A 17,836-nucleotide genomic window follows, 5' to 3' on the forward strand; every position below is an offset into this window, starting at 1 on the left:
CTTCACCAGCGGGACTCGACCTGGTCCCTGATGCGCCGGTCGTACAGCTCGCGGATCGCCGTCAGCGTCTCGCCGGGCAGCTGCGGGAGGCGGGCGGCGTCGGCGTTGGCCCGGGCCTGTTCGGGTGAGCGCGCGCCGGGGATGACGGTCGTGACGCCGGGCTGCTCGACGATCCAGCGCAGGGCCAGCTGGGCCGGGGTGTACCCCTCGGGGGCGAGCGCCGCGAACTCGGCGGCCGCCTCGACGCCGGTGGCGTAGTCGACGCCGGAGAAGGTCTCGCCCTGGTCGAAGGCCTCGCCGTGCCGGTTGTAGGTGCGGTGGTCGTTCTCCGGGAAGACGGTGTCCCTGGTGTACTTGCCCGACAGCAGGCCGGAGGCCAGCGGCACCCGGGCGATGATGCCCACGCCCGCCTCGCGCGCGGCCGGGAGCACTTCGCGCAGGGGCTTCATGCGGAACGGGTTCAGGATGATCTGCACGCTGGCGACGTTGGGACGGGCGATGGCGGTCAGCGCCTCCTCGCAGGTCTCGACGCTGACGCCGTAGGCGGCGACGCGCTCCTCCTCGACGAGGGTGTCGAGCGCGTCGAACACCTCGTCCATGGAGTAGACGGGCGTCGGCGGGCAGTGCAGCTGCACCAGGTCGATGCGGTCGACGCCGAGGTTGCGCCGGGAGCGGTCGTTCCAGGCGCGGAAGTTGTCGAGCACGTAGTTCCCGGGGATCTGCTCGACCCGGCGGCCCATCTTCGTGGCGACCATGACGTGCAGGTCCGGGCGGCCGCTGAGGAACGCGGCGATGGTCTGCTCGCTGCGGCCGTCGCCGTAGACGTCGGCGGTGTCGAAGAAGGTCACTCCGGCTTCGGCCGCCGTCTCCAGTACCGCGAGGGCTTCCTTGTCGTCGACGTCTCCCCAGTCGGCCCCCAGCTGCCAGGTGCCCAGACCGATGACGGAGGCGTGCTGGTTCGACCTGTCGAATGTGCGCTCGTCCATGGGCGTCAGTCTGTCATCCGTCACGGTGTCGCGCGGAACGTGTCGATCCGGCTCGTCGAGACCGCTCGATTCACTCGCACGATTGAATCGATGCGACAGGAACGCGTCACGTGTCAACCAGACCCTGGCGTGACCCCACGTGACCACTGGTGCAACGAACAACTACCCGTCGGCCGCCTCCCCTTGGACCCGCAGAGGCGTACTTCAGGCGTACGCCGAGGTCGCGGGCCCGGGCGGCGAGGATCTCCAGCAGCCGGTGGCGGCCGATGCCGTGGCCCTGGTCGCCGCTGTTCCGGGTCGTCAGGTCCCGGACGTGGGCGAGGCCTTCGCTCCACCGGACCGAATCGGCGTCGAGGACGTCCGCCGACTCGGGGTCCTGCTCGTGGAGCCGGTCGAGCAGATGGCGCCAGTACGTCCCGCCCCAGCCGTAGGTGGAACCCTCCGGATCGCGTTCGTAGACGGTGACGTCGTGGGACGGGTCCTGCCGCTTGAGCAGGATCGAGAGATACAGACCGGCGGGCCCGCCGCCGACACAGGCGGCCTTCACGAACACCCCTGAGAATCACCGAGAGCTGTCGGTTGGGGACGCAGAGCAGCAGGAGCCGGGCACCTCCGACCGGACCGCCGGATCGCGCCAGTTTCACGGCGTGACGCGTACCACGGTCCTCGGACCGCACGGGCAGAAACATCCGCCACAGCACCCCTCGCGGGTGGAATTTCCCCTTCCGTACGGGCGCGCAGCCCCCTCAGGGCAAGATCATCTTCGTTCAACCTTGCACGACATAAGGGGAATTGCCCGGATCGCAGCCAACCGGCTCGCGGGGATTTCTCCCGGTAGCGGGCGGGCCGATAGGCATGCGGGGTCATCAACCCGATCCACCCAGGAGGTCCGCATGCCGGAACTCAGCCGTCGCAGCGCGCTCACCGCCGCCGTTCTCGCCACCGGCGCGGGGACGTTGTCAGCCGTCATCCCGGCCTCGGCCGCCGGCCACCACGACTCCCCCGGAAGCTTCGACGAGGTCTACAGGGGCCGCCGGATACAGGGCCGTCCGGCCACCGGGTCCGGTCACCACGGGCACCACGGCGGGGGTTACGCGGTGTTCGTCGACGGGGTCGAGCTGCACGTGATGCGCAACGCCGACGGCAGCTGGATCAGTGTCGTCAGCCACTACGACCCGGTGGCCACCCCGCGCGCCGCCGCCCGCGCCGCGGTGGACGAGCTGCAGGGCGCGCCACTGCTGCCCTTCCCCGCCAACTGACCCGCACCGCAAGGCATCTGGAGCACCCGCACATGGCTGTCCGCAAGAACCAGTCCACCCTGACCGCCGACGAGAAGCGGCGTTTCGTCGCCGCGCTGCTGGAACTGAAGCGCAGCGGCCGCTACGACGAGTTCGTCACGACGCACAACGCGTTCATCGTCTCCGACACCGACAACGGCGAGCGAACCGGGCACCGCTCACCGTCCTTCCTTCCCTGGCACCGAAGATTCCTCCTGGAGTTCGAGCGGGCACTGCAGTCGGTGGACGCGTCGGTGTCGCTGCCGTACTGGGACTGGACCGTCGACCGTACGCCGCGCGCCTCGCTGTGGGCGCCCGACTTCCTCGGCGGCACCGGGCGGGAGCGGGACGGCCGGGTGACGGACGGCGCGTTCTCCGCCTCCGGCGGAAACTGGCCGATCAACGTGCGGGTCGACAGCCGTACGTTCCTGCGGCGCTCCCTCGGTTCCGGGACGCGCGAGCTGCCGACGCGGGCCGACGTCGAGTCGGTGCTGTCGATGTCCACGTACGACATGGCGCCCTGGAACAGCGGCTCGGACGGCTTCCGCAACCACCTCGAAGGGTGGCGGGGCGTCAATCTGCACAACCGCGTCCATGTCTGGGTCGGCGGGCAGATGGCCACCGGGGTGTCCCCCAACGACCCGGTCTTCTGGCTGCACCACGCCTACATAGACAAGCTGTGGGCCGAGTGGCAGCGCAGGCACCCCGGCTCCGGCTATCTGCCGGCCGCGGGCACGCCGAACGTGATCGACCTCAACGAGACGATGCGGCCGTGGCACGACATGAGCCCGGCGGACCTGCTGGACCACACACGGCACTACACGTTCGACGTCTGATCAGACGGTCGCACCCGTGCGGCACTCCGGGTGGCCCCAGCCGCTGTCGTTCTTGGCGATGGGCTCGCCGGCCGCGTAGGAGCGGCCGCAGAGGCACCGGCCGGGGAACTTCGCCTTGATGGTGCGCGTGGAGCCCTTCCCGCCCGCGGTCTTGGCGCCGCGGGCGGCGCCGCCGCGCGGGCGGGATCGCGGGGCCTTGGCCGGGGTGTCCGGGGAGGGCGGCGGCTCGGGGGAGCCGAGGCCGCTGCCCGCGGCCTCCTGGACCGTGGCGGCCTGGCTGGCGGCCCGGTCTGCGAAGTCGTTGAGCCGGTCCCCGTCGACCTGGTGGGCGGGGACGTAGCGGAACTCGACCGAGCGGCCGTCGAGGAGTTCGTCGATGCGCACGACGAGGTCCTGGTTGGCGACCGGCTTGCCGGCGGAGGTCTTCCAGCCGTTGCGCTTCCAGCCGGGCAGCCAGGTGGTGACGGCCTTCATGGCGTACTGCGAGTCCATCCGGATCTCGAGCGGCACGTCCGGCGAGGTCGCCGCCAGCAGGCGCTCCAGCGCGGTGAGTTCGGCGACGTTGTTGGTGGCCTTGCCGAGCGGCCCCGCCTCCCACCGCTGCGGTGTCTCGGAAGCGTCGGCGACGACCCAGGCCCAGCCGGCGGGTCCGGGATTTCCCTTCGAAGCCCCGTCACACGCGGCCACTACACGTTCACGCATGTGCTCGATCATGCCATGACCGGGGGAACCGTCCGCCGGGAGGTTCCGGGTGCCCGGGCGGACGGCGTCCTCAGGCCACGTCGGTCAGCTTCGGCATATCGCCCTCGGTCGTCGTGGTGTCGATCACCGAGAAGTTCGCGCCCTGCGGGTCGCTGATCGCCGCGAACCGGCCGAAGGGAGTGGTCATGGGACCGAACCGCAGCACGCCGCCGAGCTTGGTGGCCCTCGCCACGGCCTCGTCGCAGTCCTCGACCCCGAAATAGACGTTGATGTACGGCCGCATCTCGGGCGGGAACTCCTCGCCCATCTTCATCCGGCCCAGCACGGAGCGCTCGCGCAGGTCGTAGAGCCGGAAGTCCATCTCGCCGTCCTGCATGTCCCGCTGCCGGTAGGAGAAGACGGCGGGGAAGAACGCGTCGGACTTGTCCGGCTCGCGGGTGAAGACCTCCGCCCAGGTGTAGGCGCCGGGCTCTCCCATCGCCTGGAAGCCCTCGTGGGTGCCCGCCTGCCAGACGCCGAAGACGACGCCACCGGGGTCGCGGGCCAGGCACATGGTGCCGAAGTCGGCGACCTGCATCGGCTCCATCAGCACCTCGCCGCCGTGGTCACGGATCCTGGCCGCGGTGGCGGCGGCATCCTGGGACGCGAAGTAGAGGCACCACTGCGACTGGCCCTCCTGGCCGGACATGGGCGGGACGACGGCGGCGACCGCCTTTCCGTTCGCGGAGGCCTCCGTGTAGTTGCCGAACTCCGCGGACGACTCGGCGAAGGTCCAGCCGAGGACCTCGCCGTAGAAGCTCTTGGCCCCTTCGAGGTCACCGAACATCGCGTCGGCCCAGCACGGGCTTCCTTCAGGTTGCACGGCCATGACTGCGGCCCTCTCCGAACGAGTGGATCTGAGTGAGGTCTGAGTGGGATCGTCCGCTTCCTCACGCTAGTCACCCGGGGGCCTTCTCGCGCGTCGAGCAGCCGTCACACGGCGGTCGTCTTCCCTCCGGCGCCCGGCTGTGCTTGCCTGAGTGCCCTTTGGGTGGCCGGGGCGGGAGTTGCCGTATGCGCAAGCCGTGGGTCGTGGGGGTACTGCTGGCCGGGATGCTCCTGGGCGGGTGCGGGGATCCCGCGTCCGCACCCGAGGAGCCGGCACCGGCCGCACCGCGCGCGTCGACGACCACCCACCAGCGCGCCCCCGCCTCCCCCGGCCCTGCACCGCGTAAGGCGCCCACGGTGCTGTACCTCGGGGACTCGCTGGCGATGGAGGGCCAGAAGGTCCTGGGCCAGGAGTTACGCCGGGACCTGAGGGCGAAGTACACCGCCGCCCCGTACTCCGGCACCACCCTGTGCGACTACCTGGAGGACACGGCCGACCGTTCCCTGGTGCCGGCCGCGGACAAGGCCGCCGCGCTGGTGCGCAGGCTGCGGCCCGACTTCGTGGTCCTGCAGTTCTGGGGGAACTCCTGGGGCTACACGCCGTGCATGGACGGCATCACCCACGACAAGTCCCCGGCCCGGTACTTCAGCCGCTACGCCGCCGACGCGCTGCGGCTCACCGAGCAGATCGCCGCGGCCGGGGGCGGCGTCCGCCCGAGGATCGTCTGGGTGTCGCAGGGCCCCGATCCGATCACTCCCGACCGGGTCCGGCGGGTCAACACGCTCTACGAGAAGCGGGCCGCCGCCTCGGGGGGCCTCGTGGCGGACGCCGGGAAGACGGTGAGCCCGGCCGGCGGCCGTTACACCTGGACGCAGTCCCTGCCGTGCACGGCGTACGAGCGTGCCCACCGCGGCCTGTGCACTCAGCCCGGCCGCGACCGCACCGCCCTGCACCGCGACGACGACTATCTGCACTTCTGTCTGGCGCCCACCACCAGCAGGCCGAAGCCCTGCCCGGTCCGCTCCCCCGGGATCCTGCGCCTCGCCCGGGAGGTCACCAAAACCATTCGACAGGCGGTGCGTTGACCGCTCGAATGGGCGCCATGTGTGAGGTGCGCATGCATGAGGACGAGGTGGCCCTCGACGTCCCGCTGGTCGGCCGGCTGATCGCGGAGCAGTTCCCGCAGTGGGCCGGACTGCCCCTGCGGCGCCTGGAGTCCTCCGGGACGGAGAACGCCATGTTCCGCCTCGGTGCGGACAAGGTCGTACGGCTCCCCCGCCACCCTCGCGCCGTGGAGGCCATCACCCACGAACTGCGCTGGCTGCCCAGGCTGGCCCCCGCGCTTCCCGCCGCCTCCCCCGAGCCCCTCGGGCGGGGCGAGCCCGACGGCCGCTTCCCCTGGCCCTGGTCGGTGTACGGCTGGCTGGACGGCCGCAACCCGGTGCCCGGCGCGCTCGAGGAACCCGTGCCGCTCGCCGAGGACCTGGCGGCGTACGTCACGGCCCTGCGCGGGATCGACGCGTCCGAGGGCCCGCCGGGTTACCGGGGAGTGCCGCTGGCGGCACGGGACCCGTTCCTGCGCGAGGCGCTGGCGCAGCTCGCGGGGCGGGTCGACACCGCCGCGGTGACGAAGGCGTGGGAGGCGGCCCTGCGCGCCCCGGAGCACACGGGGCCGCCGGTGTGGGCCCACGGCGATCTGATGGCCGGGAACCTCCTGGTCAGGGGCGGACGGCTCAGCGCCGTGATCGACTTCGGCACGGTGGGGGTCGGCGATCCCGCCGTCGATCTCATCGGGGCCTGGTGTCTCCTGCCCGCCGGGGCCCGCGGCGTCCTCCGCGAGACCGTGGGAGCCTCCGATGCCGAGTGGGCACGGGCCCGGGGCTGGGCCCTGTCGATCGCGGTCATCGCCCTGCCGTACTACTGGGACACGAACCCGCCGGTCGCGGAGAACTCCCGGCATGCGATCGGGGAGATTTCGGCCGAGACGGCATAGGGGGCGAAGACGGCTCCGCCCCCGTGGGAGGCACTTCCGCCCCTAGGAGGGCAAGCTCCGCCCCTGTGGATGACACGTCACTCGCCCGCGTACGCCTTCTCCAGGGCCGCGATGTCGAACTTGCTCATCGCCATGAACGCCTGGGTGACGCGGGCCGCCTTCGCGGGGTCCGGGTCGGTGATCATCGCGTCGAGCCGGTCCGGGACGACCTGCCAGGACACGCCGAACCGGTCCTTCAGCCAGCCGCAGGGGCCGGGCTCGCCGCCGTTCTCGGTGAGCTTCGTCCAGTAGTGGTCGATCTCCTCCTGGTTCTCGCAGAAGAGCATGAAGGAGGTGGCCTCGGTGAACGTGAACTGGGGGCCGCCGTTGAGCCCGAGGAAGCGGTGCCCGTTGGCCGTGAACTCGACGGTCATCACGGTGCCGGCGGCCTGGGGCGCTCCCTCGGGGTAGCGCGCGATCTTGCCGACGCTGGAGTTCTTGAAGACCGAGACGTAGAAATGGGCGGCCTCCTCGGCCTGGCCGTCGAACCAGAGACACGTGGTGAAACCGTCGGTGGTCATGAGTCCTCCCGGAGGCGTGGAACGCTGTCACCACTGTCGACCGGCCGGGGCCCCGGAACTCATCGGTCGGTCGGCCCGCAGATTCAGGTGGCCGCTACACCGTTCGGAACTAGGCTCGCGGCCATGACGTCCACGCCCGCCGACAGCGGCATCCGTCCCTTCCGCATCGACATACCGCAGAGCGACCTCGACGACCTGCACGACCGACTCGACCGGGCGCGGTGGCCCGACGAGCTGCCCGGCGTGGGCTGGACCTACGGCATTCCGTCGGGCTATCTGCGCGAGCTGGTGCGGTACTGGCGGCACGCGTACGACTGGCGGGCCGCCGAGGCGCGGCTGAACGGCTGGCCGCAGTTCACCACCGAGATCGACGGCGCGCGGGTGCACTTCGCGCACATCCGCTCCCCCGAGCCCGACGCCACCCCGCTGATCGTCACGCACGGGTGGCCGGGTTCGATCGTCGAGTTCACCGACATCGTGGGGCCGCTCACCGACCCGGCCGCCCACGGCGGTGATCCGGCCGACGCCTTCCACGTGGTGCTGCCGAGCATTCCCGGCTTCGGGTTCTCCGGTCACACCCGGGAGACCGGCTGGGAGGCGCGCCGGATCGCCGACGCCTGGGCCGAGCTGATGACACGCCTCGGCTACGAGAGGTTCGGCGCCCAGGGCGGTGACTGGGGTGCGGCCATCTCCCGCGAACTGGGCCGCGTCCACCCCGACCGGGTCGTCGGCGTCCACCTCAATCTGCTGCCCGGCGCACAGGCGGCCACCGAGCCGACCGCCGAGGAACTGGAGGCGCTGAGCCCCGCGGAGCGCGAGCGTGCGCTCACCTCGTGGCGACGGTGGCGGGAATGGTCCCGCGACGGCACGGGCTACTTCCACGTGCAGTCCACCCGGCCGCAGACCCTGTCCTACGCGCTCACGGACTCCCCGGTGGGGCAACTCGCCTGGATCGTCGAGAAGTTCCAGGAGTGGACGGACTCCGGGGAGGTGCCCGAGGAGGCTGTCGACCGGGACCTGATGCTCACGAACGTGATGCTGTACTGGCTGACGGGCACGGCGGGTTCGTGCGCGCGGCTCTACTACGAGCGCGCCCACGCCCGGGGCGAGAGGATCGCCGCACCGCAGGAGCCCTCCACCGCGCCGACCGCGGTGGCGTCCTTCTGCGGCGACCCCCAGATCCCGCTGCGCCACAAGGCCGAGCGGACGGAGAACATCGTCCGCTGGACGGAGTTCGACCGCGGCGGGCACTTCGCGGCGATGGAGCAGCCGGACCTGCTGGTGGGTGATGTGCGGGCGTTCTTCCGCCAGTTGCGCGAGAAGGGCTGAGCGTTCGGGCTCTGCCGGTAGCGGATCTGCCGAGGGCAGAGAAACCGTTCGCGGGCATCGCCCGAGGTCAAGAGTGGAGTCGACGGCACATCCCCGACACGTCCGCGGCACCTGTCGCCGCGACGAGGAGAACCGATGACTCCACTCACGACACTCGCCCCGCGGGCGGAGGAGGGCGACACCCCTCCGACCCGGTTCGACGACCATCTGGCCGCCCAACTGCTGGCGCAGCGCATCGTGCTGCTGGGCACCCAGGTCGACGAGGTCTCCGCCAACCGGGTCTGCTCCCAGTTGCTCATCCTGTCCGCGGAGGACGCCCACACCGACATCAGTCTGTACATCAACAGCCCGGGCGGTGCGGTGCACGCGGGTCTCGCCATCTACGACACGATGCGGCTGATCCCGAACGACGTCTCCACGCTGGCCATGGGCTTCGCGGCCAGCATGGGCCAGTTCCTGCTGAGCGTCGGCACACCGGGCAAGCGCTACGCCCTGCCGAACGCGCGGATCATGATGCACCAGCCGTCGGCGGGCATCGGCGGCACCACCGCCGACATCGAGATCCAGGCGGAGAACCTGGAGTTCACCAAGCGGACCATCGAGCGGATCACCGCCGATCACACCGGTCAGAGCCCGGAGACCATCTCCCGGGACGGTGACCGCGACCGCTGGTTCACGGCCGAGGAGGCCAGGGAGTACGGCATGGTGGACCGGGTCGTGGAGTCCCTCGCGGACGTCCGCCCGGCGGCCACCCGGCGCAGGATGGGGCTGCAGTGATGGGGACCTACACGATTCCGAACGTCGTCGAGCGCACCCCGCAGGGCGAGCGGTCCTACGACGTGTTCAGCCGGCTGCTGTCCGAGCGGATCATCTTCCTCGGCACCGAGATCGACGACGGCGTCGCCAACGTCGTCATCGCCCAACTCCTCCACCTGGAGTCCTCCTCCCCGGAGAGCGAGATCGCGATCTACATCAACTCACCGGGCGGCTCGTTCACCTCGCTCATGGCGATCTACGACACCATGACGTTCGTGCAGGCGCCGATCTCCACGTTCTGCGTCGGGCAGGCGGCCTCCACGGCGGCCGTGCTGCTGGCCGGCGGGGATCCCGGGCGGCGGTTCGTGCTGGAGCACTCGCGGGTGCTGCTCGGACAGCCGGCCGCGGGCGGGCAGCGCGGCATGGTGTCCGACCTGGCGCTCCAGGCCAAGGAGATGGTGCGGATCCGCTCCCAGGTGGAGGAGGTGCTGGCGCGGCACACCCACCACGACGTGACGGCGCTGCGGGCCGACATGGACCGCGACAAGGTGTTCACCGCCCAGGAGGCGGTGGGCTACGGGCTGGCCGATGAGGTGCTCAGCCGACGCCTCGTCACGGTCTGAGGCGCCGGCCGGCGAAACGGCTCAGGCGGCCAGGCACATGCCGTCGCGCGACGGGGTGGTGACCCCGCGGCGGCTGCCGGCCGTGTAGCGCGAGGTGACGCGGGTCAGTTCGCCCTGCGCCCTCGTGAGCAGGTCGCCGAGACCCAGTCCGAGGGCGTGGGCGGCGGCCGCGAGGACCTCCGAGGAGGCCTCCTTGCGGCCGCGCTCCACCTCCGAGAGGTAGGGCATGGAGATCCGTGCCTCGTCGGCGACGTCCTTCAGCGTGCGCTCCTGCTCGAGGCGTGCACGGCGCAGGACGTCACCCACGAGGTCCCGCCACAGCGGCTCCTTCGCGGCGGGGGCCGGCGGCGTCTGGCGCGGCCGTGCACCGGCGGGGCCCGCACCGTGTGGGCGCAGGGGGATGACTCGGGCTTCGTACGGCAGGTGGTTGCTCACTTCTCCAGCCTAGGAATCCCGGCCGCCGGGGGAAGGGTCCGGCGTTCCGCCCTGGGTGGAATCGCCCCGCGCACGAGAGGGAAGGGAACATTCCGCCCGATTTCACCCATGGCAGAATCGGAGGGCATGGTGCGCGTCAACCCGGGTACCCGCAACTCGGGAGTACCTATGCAGATGTCCGCCGTGACGTTCGTGGGAGAGGTAATGGAGACCGCCGTGATCCGGTCGAAGGCACAGGTCGTCGAGAAGAACACCGAGGCCGGCGCGGGTGACGGAGCACTGCCGGGCATCGTGGACCCGCGGTCCGTGGCCCCGCGGGACGCGAGGCAGCTGTCCCGCCAGTTCTTCCAGCGCCTGACGGAACTCGAAGAGGGAACGCACGAGTACCAGTACGCGCGCAACACCCTGATCGAGATGAACATGTCGCTCGTGCGTTTCGCGGCCGGCCGCTTCCGGGGCCGTGGCGACGACATGGAGGACATCGTCCAGACCGGCATGATCGGCCTGATCAAGGCCATCGACCGGTTCGAGCTCTCGCGCGAGGTCGAGTTCACCTCCTTCGCGCTGCCGTACATCGTCGGCGAGATCAAGCGGTTCTTCCGGGACACGACGTGGGCGGTGCACGTGCCGCGGCGGCTCCAGGAGCTGCGCGTGGAGCTGGCCAAGGCCCGCGAGGAGCTCGCCAGCCGTCTGGACCGCGAGCCGACGGTCGCCGAGCTGGCGACGCTGATGAACATCTCCGAGCGCGAGGTCGTGGAGGGGCAGATCGCGGCGAACGGGTACAACTCGTCGTCGCTGGACGCCGCGCTCACCGGCGACGGCCCGGAGGGCGGTGAGGCGGTTCTGGCCGACTTCATCGGCGTGGAGGAGGACGGGCTGCGGCTCGTCGAGGACTTCCACTCGCTGGCGCCGCTCATGGCGGAGCTGAGCGAGCGCGACCGGCAGATCATCCACATGCGGTTCGTCGAGGAGGCCACCCAGGCGGAGATCGGTGAGCAGCTCGGCTGCTCCCAGATGCACGTCTCCCGCCTGATCAAGCGGATCATCACGCGACTGCGCGAGGGCATGCTGGGCGAGCTGGGCTGCGCCTGACCCCTCGTCCGACCTGCGGGTGCCGTCCCCGATGCGGGAGCGGGGCGGCACCCGCGATCGTGTGTCACCCCTGCTTTCCGTCGGCCCGCGACCTTCCGTGGGCCCGCGCGGTGTCTCAACCCTGGGCTGCGTCCGAGAGCGGCAGCACGGCGCGCACTCGCTTGCCCACCGGCACCCGTTCCACGCTGACCTGCTCCGCGAGCGCGTGGACGATCTCCAGACCGTGCCGGCCGATGCGCTCGGGGTTGCGGGGGAAGATGCGGGGCAGTGCGGAGCTGCTGTCGTAGACCGACACCGTCACCGCGGCGTCGGTGCCGACGAGCTCCAGGATGTAGGGCCCGTTGCTGTGCCGGTCGGCGTTGGTGATCAGCTCGCTCACCACCAGCAGCACGGCGCCGTCGACACGCTCGTCGATCCGCGCGCACCACTCGGTCCTGAGCTGGTCGAGAAAGAGCGCGGCGAAGGACCGCGCCTCGGCGATGCAGCCCTGCTCGCCGGTGTAGTGTGCCGCCCGCCGCAGCGGTTCCACAGGCACGTCGAAACCAGTCGGTATCACTGCCCCGTCCAGGTGGTCGATCATTCTCTTCTCTCTGGGAAGGCCGGACTGGCCGGACGCTCTGCACCAGTGCTCGTACCCCGGGCCCGGCTTCACAGTCCTGACAGATTCTCCACCATTCGATGCCCCGGGCATTGTCCCCCCCTTCGCGGGGCACCCGGAAGGAATCAGGGCCGGCCGAGGGAGGCCGGGCCGGATCACCGGAGGTGCGCGGTGGCCTGGTGGACATGGCCGGTCGTGGTGATCGCGGCGCTCGTCGCCGTCGCGGCCGTGACGCTCGCCGTGCAGGCGGGCCGGCGGTCGGGGACCGTCATCGCGGTCCGTCGCCGTCCCGGCGGAAAGGGCCCGCGATGAACGAGCTGCTGGCCGCACGCAGTCTGACGACCCTGCCGGTGGTCACCCTGGGCGGCGACGCCGTCGCCCAGCTCAAGGACACCGTCTTCGACGCCGCCGCCGGGCGGATCACCGGATTCACGCTCAGCGGCCGGGGTCTGCTGTCGGGGCCCCCCGACGCGGTGCTGGTCCGCACGACCGCCGAACCGGCCGAAGTGCCGCCGCACCACGAGCTGCCGGGCCTGAGGATCCTCACCGAGACGGGCGACACGCTCGGCGCGGTCCAGGACGTCGCGTTCGAGCCGGGGACGGGCCGGGTCGAGGCGGTCGTCACCGCCCACGGCGACCTCCCGGCCGACCACCTGCTCGGGCTCGGCGACTATGCCCTGGTGGTCCGCGCCGCCTGAGTCGTGCCGCTCACGCCGGCCGGGGTCAGCGTGAGTCGTGCCGCTCGGGCCGGCCGGGTCAGGAGGCCGGCGCCTGTTCCGTCGTGCCGCCGCCGGTGTCGCTCCCGGTGTTGCCGGTGTTGCTGTCGGGCGGCGGCTGCTGGGTGTCGGACGACGGTGGCTCGTCCGTCGTCGGCCCCGAGGGGTCCGTGTCCGAGGTCGGCGGTTCGCTCGTGGGCGGTTGCGACGACGTCGCGTCGGTCGGTGCGGTGGGCGTGGTGACGCTGGCCGACGGGGACGGCTTGTCGGGCTTCTTCGTCTTGTGGTCCTTGGTGCCGGTGTCCCCCGCCTCGCGCTTGAACCACTCGCCGTCGGGTTCGCACATCACGAATTCGTCGACGGGCTGCGGAGCCGGCGTCACCATGACGACGTTCGACGACTTGTACCCCGGCCATCCTTTGCCGGTCGTCTTCGGCGCGCTCTGCTGGGCGACGGGCGGGGAGAGCGGGTTGCCGCACGCGCAGCGCACCCGGGGCACGCCGCGATCGTCGACCAGGACGGCCGTGCCGGCCTGGAGGACGGCCTGGTAGCTGGTGGGGGCGCCGTTCTTGTATCCGTGATTGGTGACGCGGGTGTCCATGCGCAGCTGCACGGGAGTGAGCGAGCGCAGATAGGCGGGGACCTCGGACGGCTGGATCCGGACGACCGAGGCGAACGCGCGCTCCTTGTCCGGGGCGTCCTCGAAGTACTTGATCTGCTTCTCCACGTCACAGCTGGCGACGTTGCGAGTGCCGCCGTACAGGCCGGGCGCGTCGCCGTTCACGCCCCGCACGGCGTTCTGCGGGGCCGACTCGGTGTCCCCCGAGGGCGTGACCGGGGAGGCGGAGCTGTCCTCCTGGGCCGTCGACTCGGTGAACTCGTCCGGTCCGGTGTCGGCCGCGGGCTGGAGGAAGACCTCGCCGCTGGACGTGCTGGTGCCGCCGTCGGACGCGCCGGTGCCGCCGTTGTCGGGCCGGGAGAGCACCACGGCCAGGACCACGGCGGCCACCACGGCGGTGGCGATGATCGCCACACGCGGCACGGACCCCCACCAGGGTCGGCGGGGCTCCGGCTCGTTGCCGCCGCCGCTCGGCGGCTCGGAGGGCGGGCCGCCGCCCGAGGGAGGCTGGGAAGGACCCGACAGCGGGCCCGAGGGAGGTCCTGTGGGGCGGCCGGACGACGGTGGATCGACACTCACGACTTCTTCTCCCGTGTGGGTTCTCTGCTGCCTTCACACAGCCGGGATGATTCATGCCGGTGTATTCCGCTTTTTCCACTACGGGTTCATTGTGTGCCCCGGTCCCGTACGCCCCGCAAGCCGACGCGGACGGTCCCCTCCGGCGGGCGTCCGGCCCGGGGGCTGCTTAGCGTGGCACCGTGAGTTCGCGCACCCCCTCCGGCCGGGCACGTGCCTCCGGCGAGCGGGCCGTCGCCCGGCACGGCTGGGCGCACGCCCTCGTCACGGTGCTCGGCGGGCTGCTCGCCATGGCGCTGGTGTCCGCCCTGGGTCTGTGGGCGGCCGGGGCCGCGGACCTTCCGGACGGTTCCTTCGCCCCCGTCGTCGCGGCCACCATGGTCACCGCCGTCGGCGGCACGGTGAAAATCGCCGGAGGCGCCGGCGACCTCGCCGAGACACGGGCGGGCCTGACGGTGATTCCCTTGTCCGTCACCCTCACCGGGGCGCTGGTGATCGCCTGGGGGTTCCTGCGTCCGCTGCGGCACCGCGCGGTGGCCGGTGCCACGGAGCTGGCCGGCTGGGCCGGGCGGGTGGCGGCCCTGTGGCTGCTCGCGCTGATCGGCCTGACGCTCGCCGCCCGCCACACCTTCGAGATCTCCCTCGGGGACAACACGCTCGGTGACCTCGGCGACCTGTTCGGTGCATCGCCGCAGATCGGCTTCACCACCGACGTCGCGCTGTCCGTGTTCGTCGGCGTGGTGTGGCTGGCCGGTGTGCTGGTGCTGGCGCTGCTGGTGTCGCGCGGGGCTCCGCTGCCCGCGAGGCTGCTGCGCTTCCAGGCGTCGGTGCGGCCGGCCGCGTACGCGATGGTCGCGCTGCTGCTGGCCTGCGTCGTCATCGGCGTGGTCGTCGCCCTGATCGTCGCGGCGACCAAGGGGCAGGCGCGGGAGACGTTCGCGGTGATCCTGCTGGGCATCCCCAACCTGGTGTGGCTGGCGCTGACGATCGGGCTCGGCGCCACCTGGAACGGGCGGGTCGAGGGGCCGTTCGGGCTGCCCATGCCGCACGTGCTCGATGAGGTGCTGCGCACCCCGGACGTCTCAGAAGTGAACCTGCGGACCCTCGCCGAGAACGACGGCCGGGCGTGGTTGCTGCTGGTCGTCGACGTCGTACTGCTGCTGGCCGCCGCGTTCGTGATGGCGGCCCGGTCTCCGGCCCGGGTGCGGGCCTGGCAGCACGCGGTGCACATGGCGGTCGCCCTCGGGCTCACGGTGTTCATGATCTGCCTCGTGGGGCGCATCTCCACGCACTTCGGCCTGTCCGTGCTGGGCATCGGTGATCTGGGCGGCGGTCTCGGGGGCGAGCTGTTCCTGAGGCCCAAGTTGTGGGGTGCCGTCGGTCTGGCCGTCCCCTGGGGGCTGGTGACCGGGTTCGCCGGGGCGCTGCTGGCGCGGCACGTGCGGCGGCGCGGTGAGGTGCGCCCCGACAGCGAGGGCTGACGCCCCGTTTCTGCGGCCCCCCCATCACATCCGCTGCACGAAGACCGGTTCGGCCCAGCGCGGCGGCGGCTTGGGCCGCTCCTCCCCCGCACCCGGCAGTTGCCGGTCGACCCGCGTGGACGTCCTCGTGCCCTCGGCCCCGCCGCCGGTCGTCGCGGCACGCAGGGCGGCGACGAAGGCGAGGCAGGACGGGTACCGGTCGTCGGGGCTCTTGGCGAGGGCCTGGGCGAAGACGGCGTCGACCCGCGGGTCGAGGTCGGGCCGTTCCCCGGTCAGCGGCGGCGGTTCGTCGTACTGGTGGGCCCAGAGCAGGGCCATGTCGTCGTCGCGGATGAAGGGCGGGTGCCCGGCCAGGGTCTCGAAGACGACGCAGGCGAAGCCGTACACGTCGCAGCGGGCGTCGACCGGCTTGCCGGAGATCTGCTCGGGGGCGACGTAGTCGAGCGTGCCGACGAACTGGCCGACCGTGGTGAAGCCGGTCAGGGACAGCGACTTCTTCGTCAGGCCGAAGTCGGTGAGGTAGACGTGCTCGGGGTGGTCGCTGTCGGTGCCGCGGGACACCAGGATGTTGCCGGGCTTGACGTCCCGGTGGACCAGTCCGTGGTCGTGGGCCGCGTCGAGCGCGGAGGCGAGCTGGGCGGCGACGCGCAGGGCGGTGGCGAGCGGCATCGGGCCCTCGCGGTCGAGGACGTGCCGCAGGTCGCTGCCGGCGACGTACCGCATCGCGATGTACAGCACGCCGTCCGTCTCGCCGGCCTCGAACACCGGCACGATGTGGGGGTGGTCGATCGCCGCGGCGGCCCGTGACTCGTGGGTGAAGCGGCGGCGGAAGGTGTCGTTGCGGGCGAGTTCCGGGGCGAGCAGCTTCAGGGCGACGGTGCGTTCCAGGCGCAGGTCCCGGGCCCGATAGACGACGGCCATGCCGCCGCGTCCGATCTCCTGCTCGATCCGGTACCCGGCGATCTGCTGCCCGACCAGCTCGGAGGGCCGCCCGGAGAACAGGCTCGTCTCGCGGTTCAACGGCCGTCACCCTCGGGCGGGACGACCCGGGTGGGCGGCGCCGCAGCCGGCCGATCCGCTTCCCCCTCGGCCTTGCCCTCCCGGTCCTCGGGGGACACGACGCGGGTGGGGTCGAGGGCGTCGGGTGACACGACCCGGGTCGGTTCGGGGGCGTCGGGTGACACGACCCGGGTCGGTTCGGGGGCGTCGGGTGACACGACCCGGGTCGGTTCGGGGGCATCGGGCGCCACCACACGAGTGGGCTCAGGAGCCTCGGGAGGCGACCCCCGGTCGGGTTCGGGGGCGTCCGGAGACACCACCCGGGTCGGTTCGGGGGCGTCAGCGGACACGACCCTCGTCGGTTCGGGGGCGTCGGGCGCCACGACTGGTGTGGGCTCAGGAGCATCGGGCGCCACCGCACGGGTGGGCTCAGGAGCGTCCGGAGACACCACCCGGGTCGGCTCAGGAGCGTCGGGTGACACACCCGCCGGCGGCTCGCGCGTTTCCGGAGACACCACCCGGGTCGGCTCAGGAGCGTCCGGAGACACCACCCGGGTCGGCTCAGGAGCGTCGCGTGACACACCCGCCGGCGGCTCGCGCGTTTCCGGAGACACCACCCTGGTCGGCTCAGGAGGCCCCGGAGCGACCACTCGGGTCGGCTCCGGGGCGCCAGGCACGATCACCTCCGGTCCGGGCGCCTCGGACGGGGCCACCCTCGTCGGCTCCGGCGCCTCGGGCGGGGCCACCCCCGACGGCCCGGAGGCCTCCGGTGGCACCACCCTCGTCGGTCCGGCCGGTGCGCTTTGGGCGGGTGGGGGCGTCTCGGCGGGGCCCTCAGGCGGCACCACTCGGGTGGGCGGATGCGCGGGCGTCTCGGCGGGGCGTGACTCCGGTTCGGCGGCCGGCGTCTCGTCCGTCGCGTACGTGGTCGTCCGGCTGCCGTCGGCGTACACCCAGTGCCCGTGGGCGGAGTCGTAGAGCCACACGGACTCACCGTCGATGACGACACCGATCCGCATGCCGTGGGTGCGGGTGCGGAAGGACTCCCGGTCGAGGCCGCCCGCGAGGTCCTCCACCGCGGAGCGGTAGCGCGCCAGGGCTTCCTGCGCCCGCCCCAGCAGCGGCCGCGGATCGGCGGCGCGGGTGAGGGGCCCGTCCGCGGCGGGCGGATCCAGCGGCACGGCGACCAGGCGACGGCCGTCGACCCAGGCCGACCAGCCGTTGAAGCACAGCACGTGCCCCCAGTCGCCCTGCCGCTCCAGGAGCTGCACCGGCAGCAGGGGGTCGAGGTCCACGGTGGGCCGGGCCGGGTCGGGGGCCTCCCAGGCGGGCATCCCGTGCTGCGGGACGACGTGCGTGGGCCGGAAGCCAGGGGTCGTCATAGGCGCTC

At 71.9% G+C, this 17,836-nt stretch carries 18 protein-coding genes and 2 pseudogenes; 10 read left to right on the top strand and 10 right to left on the bottom strand.

Going from position 1 to position 17,836, the window contains the following annotated elements:
• Positions 1-2: 2 nt before the first annotated feature.
• Positions 3-986: an aldo/keto reductase gene (locus HDC93_RS28970; RefSeq protein WP_185013802.1), complete on the bottom strand. Its 984-nt coding sequence runs from the start codon at positions 984-986 to the stop codon at positions 3-5.
• A 199-nt stretch (positions 987-1,185) separates the two neighbouring features.
• Positions 1,186-1,539, bottom strand: a pseudogene (locus tag HDC93_RS28975) (NAD(P)-binding protein); the annotation flags it as partial.
• A gap of 340 nt (positions 1,540-1,879) precedes the next feature.
• Between HDC93_RS28975 and HDC93_RS28980 the strand changes: the two are divergent.
• Complete coding sequence (locus HDC93_RS28980; protein WP_185013803.1) at positions 1,880-2,245, top strand: apotyrosinase chaperone MelC1; 366 nt, start codon at positions 1,880-1,882, stop codon at positions 2,243-2,245.
• Positions 2,246-2,277: 32 nt separating this feature from the next.
• Positions 2,278-3,099 (top strand): tyrosinase MelC2, encoded by an 822-nt coding sequence (locus tag HDC93_RS28985; RefSeq protein ID WP_185013804.1) that lies wholly within the window; start codon positions 2,278-2,280, stop codon positions 3,097-3,099.
• Here HDC93_RS28985 and HDC93_RS28990 read toward each other — a convergent pair whose 3' ends face one another.
• Both HDC93_RS28990 and HDC93_RS28995 read right to left on the bottom strand, forming a co-directional pair.
• Entirely contained in the window at positions 3,100-3,813 is a 714-nt protein-coding gene (locus tag HDC93_RS28990; RefSeq protein ID WP_185013805.1) for a ribonuclease H, read from the bottom strand. It abuts the gene before it with no gap.
• A 58-nt stretch (positions 3,814-3,871) separates the two neighbouring features.
• A complete protein-coding gene (locus HDC93_RS28995) occupies positions 3,872-4,669 on the bottom strand; it encodes a VOC family protein (RefSeq protein ID WP_185013806.1) in 798 nt (265 codons plus the stop codon).
• A 185-nt stretch (positions 4,670-4,854) separates the two neighbouring features.
• On the opposite strand from HDC93_RS28995, the gene HDC93_RS29000 reads away from it, so the two are divergent.
• Complete coding sequence (locus HDC93_RS29000) at positions 4,855-5,754, top strand: SGNH/GDSL hydrolase family protein (protein ID WP_185013807.1); 900 nt, start codon at positions 4,855-4,857, stop codon at positions 5,752-5,754.
• A 32-nt stretch (positions 5,755-5,786) separates the two neighbouring features.
• A complete protein-coding gene (locus HDC93_RS29005) occupies positions 5,787-6,662 on the top strand; it encodes an aminoglycoside phosphotransferase family protein (protein ID WP_260419819.1) in 876 nt (291 codons plus the stop codon).
• 77 nt (positions 6,663-6,739) lie between these two features.
• On the opposite strand, the gene HDC93_RS29010 is transcribed toward HDC93_RS29005, so the two are convergent.
• Complete coding sequence (locus tag HDC93_RS29010) at positions 6,740-7,222, bottom strand: VOC family protein (protein WP_185013809.1); 483 nt, start codon at positions 7,220-7,222, stop codon at positions 6,740-6,742.
• Between the two features lie 123 nt (positions 7,223-7,345).
• Between HDC93_RS29010 and HDC93_RS29015 the strand changes: the two genes are divergently transcribed.
• The 3 genes from HDC93_RS29015 to HDC93_RS29025 all read left to right on the top strand — a co-directional run bounded on the left by HDC93_RS29015 (position 7,346) and on the right by HDC93_RS29025 (position 9,930).
• The gene (locus tag HDC93_RS29015; RefSeq protein ID WP_185013810.1) at positions 7,346-8,551 is read left to right on the top strand and encodes an epoxide hydrolase family protein; all 1,206 of its coding nucleotides are present in this window, start codon (positions 7,346-7,348) and stop codon (positions 8,549-8,551) included.
• A 135-nt stretch (positions 8,552-8,686) separates the two neighbouring features.
• The gene (locus tag HDC93_RS29020; RefSeq protein ID WP_185013811.1) at positions 8,687-9,328 is read left to right on the top strand and encodes an ATP-dependent Clp protease proteolytic subunit; all 642 of its coding nucleotides are present in this window, start codon (positions 8,687-8,689) and stop codon (positions 9,326-9,328) included.
• On the top strand, positions 9,328-9,930 hold the full coding sequence (locus HDC93_RS29025; protein WP_185013812.1) for a ClpP family protease: 603 nt from the start codon (positions 9,328-9,330) through the stop codon (positions 9,928-9,930). The genes HDC93_RS29020 and HDC93_RS29025 overlap by 1 nt, the downstream gene beginning before the upstream one ends.
• 21 nt (positions 9,931-9,951) lie before the next feature.
• Here HDC93_RS29025 and HDC93_RS29030 read toward each other — a convergent pair whose 3' ends face one another.
• Positions 9,952-10,365 (bottom strand): RodZ family helix-turn-helix domain-containing protein, encoded by a 414-nt coding sequence (locus tag HDC93_RS29030; protein ID WP_185013813.1) that lies wholly within the window; start codon positions 10,363-10,365, stop codon positions 9,952-9,954.
• A gap of 204 nt (positions 10,366-10,569) precedes the next feature.
• On the opposite strand from HDC93_RS29030, the gene HDC93_RS29035 reads away from it, so the two are divergent.
• The gene (locus HDC93_RS29035) at positions 10,570-11,457 is read left to right on the top strand and encodes an RNA polymerase sigma factor SigF (protein WP_185013891.1); all 888 of its coding nucleotides are present in this window, start codon (positions 10,570-10,572) and stop codon (positions 11,455-11,457) included.
• 115 nt (positions 11,458-11,572) lie between these two features.
• Here HDC93_RS29035 and HDC93_RS29040 read toward each other — a convergent pair whose 3' ends face one another.
• Positions 11,573-12,037 carry an ATP-binding protein gene (locus HDC93_RS29040; RefSeq protein WP_185013814.1) on the bottom strand — a complete coding sequence of 155 codons (465 nt, stop codon included), beginning with the start codon at positions 12,035-12,037 and terminating at the stop codon, positions 11,573-11,575.
• Positions 12,038-12,363: 326 nt separating this feature from the next.
• Between HDC93_RS29040 and HDC93_RS29045 the strand changes: the two genes are divergently transcribed.
• Positions 12,364-12,753: a PRC-barrel domain-containing protein gene (locus tag HDC93_RS29045; RefSeq protein WP_185013815.1), complete on the top strand. Its 390-nt coding sequence runs from the start codon at positions 12,364-12,366 to the stop codon at positions 12,751-12,753.
• Between the two features lie 58 nt (positions 12,754-12,811).
• Here the strand turns inward: HDC93_RS29045 and HDC93_RS29050 are convergent, their stop codons facing one another.
• Positions 12,812-13,969, bottom strand: a complete 1,158-nt coding sequence (locus HDC93_RS29050; protein ID WP_311774643.1) for a DUF6777 domain-containing protein — start codon at positions 13,967-13,969, stop codon at positions 12,812-12,814.
• A gap of 179 nt (positions 13,970-14,148) precedes the next feature.
• Here HDC93_RS29050 and HDC93_RS29055 point away from each other — a divergent pair, with 179 nt between their 5' ends.
• Entirely contained in the window at positions 14,149-15,447 is a 1,299-nt protein-coding gene (locus HDC93_RS29055; RefSeq protein WP_185013816.1) for a streptophobe family protein, read from the top strand.
• 24 nt (positions 15,448-15,471) lie between these two features.
• Here the strand turns inward: HDC93_RS29055 and HDC93_RS29060 are convergent, their stop codons facing one another.
• Positions 15,472-16,467 (bottom strand): serine/threonine-protein kinase, encoded by a 996-nt coding sequence (locus HDC93_RS29060; RefSeq protein ID WP_185013817.1) that lies wholly within the window; start codon positions 16,465-16,467, stop codon positions 15,472-15,474.
• A gap of 806 nt (positions 16,468-17,273) precedes the next feature.
• A pseudogene (locus HDC93_RS29065) lies at positions 17,274-17,828 on the bottom strand (hypothetical protein); the annotation flags it as partial.
• Positions 17,829-17,836 lie beyond the last annotated feature (8 nt).

The organism is Streptomyces sp. AK010, from assembly GCF_014207295.1.
Lineage (GTDB): Bacteria > Actinomycetota > Actinomycetes > Streptomycetales > Streptomycetaceae > Streptomyces > Streptomyces massasporeus.

What these genes read in the sequence shown, in the direction of transcription:
- HDC93_RS29005 (WP_260419819.1), top strand. Translation starts at nt 5,787, where the DNA reads ATGCATGAGGACGAGGTGGCCCTCGACGTCCCGCTGGTCGGCCGGCTG.
- HDC93_RS29025 (WP_185013812.1), top strand. Translation starts at nt 9,328, where the DNA reads ATGGGGACCTACACGATTCCGAACGTCGTCGAGCGCACCCCGCAGGGC.
- HDC93_RS28980 (WP_185013803.1), top strand. Translation starts at nt 1,880, where the DNA reads ATGCCGGAACTCAGCCGTCGCAGCGCGCTCACCGCCGCCGTTCTCGCC.
- HDC93_RS29000 (WP_185013807.1), top strand. Translation starts at nt 4,855, where the DNA reads ATGCGCAAGCCGTGGGTCGTGGGGGTACTGCTGGCCGGGATGCTCCTG.
- HDC93_RS29020 (WP_185013811.1), top strand. Translation starts at nt 8,687, where the DNA reads ATGACTCCACTCACGACACTCGCCCCGCGGGCGGAGGAGGGCGACACC.
- HDC93_RS29015 (WP_185013810.1), top strand. Translation starts at nt 7,346, where the DNA reads ATGACGTCCACGCCCGCCGACAGCGGCATCCGTCCCTTCCGCATCGAC.
- HDC93_RS29040 (WP_185013814.1), bottom strand. Translation starts at nt 12,037, where the DNA reads ATGATCGACCACCTGGACGGGGCAGTGATACCGACTGGTTTCGACGTG.
- HDC93_RS29010 (WP_185013809.1), bottom strand. Translation starts at nt 7,222, where the DNA reads ATGACCACCGACGGTTTCACCACGTGTCTCTGGTTCGACGGCCAGGCC.
- HDC93_RS28970 (WP_185013802.1), bottom strand. Translation starts at nt 986, where the DNA reads ATGGACGAGCGCACATTCGACAGGTCGAACCAGCACGCCTCCGTCATC.
- HDC93_RS29045 (WP_185013815.1), top strand. Translation starts at nt 12,364, where the DNA reads ATGAACGAGCTGCTGGCCGCACGCAGTCTGACGACCCTGCCGGTGGTC.
- HDC93_RS28990 (WP_185013805.1), bottom strand. Translation starts at nt 3,813, where the DNA reads ATGATCGAGCACATGCGTGAACGTGTAGTGGCCGCGTGTGACGGGGCT.
- HDC93_RS29035 (WP_185013891.1), top strand. Translation starts at nt 10,570, where the DNA reads ATGGAGACCGCCGTGATCCGGTCGAAGGCACAGGTCGTCGAGAAGAAC.
- HDC93_RS28985 (WP_185013804.1), top strand. Translation starts at nt 2,278, where the DNA reads ATGGCTGTCCGCAAGAACCAGTCCACCCTGACCGCCGACGAGAAGCGG.
- HDC93_RS28995 (WP_185013806.1), bottom strand. Translation starts at nt 4,669, where the DNA reads ATGGCCGTGCAACCTGAAGGAAGCCCGTGCTGGGCCGACGCGATGTTC.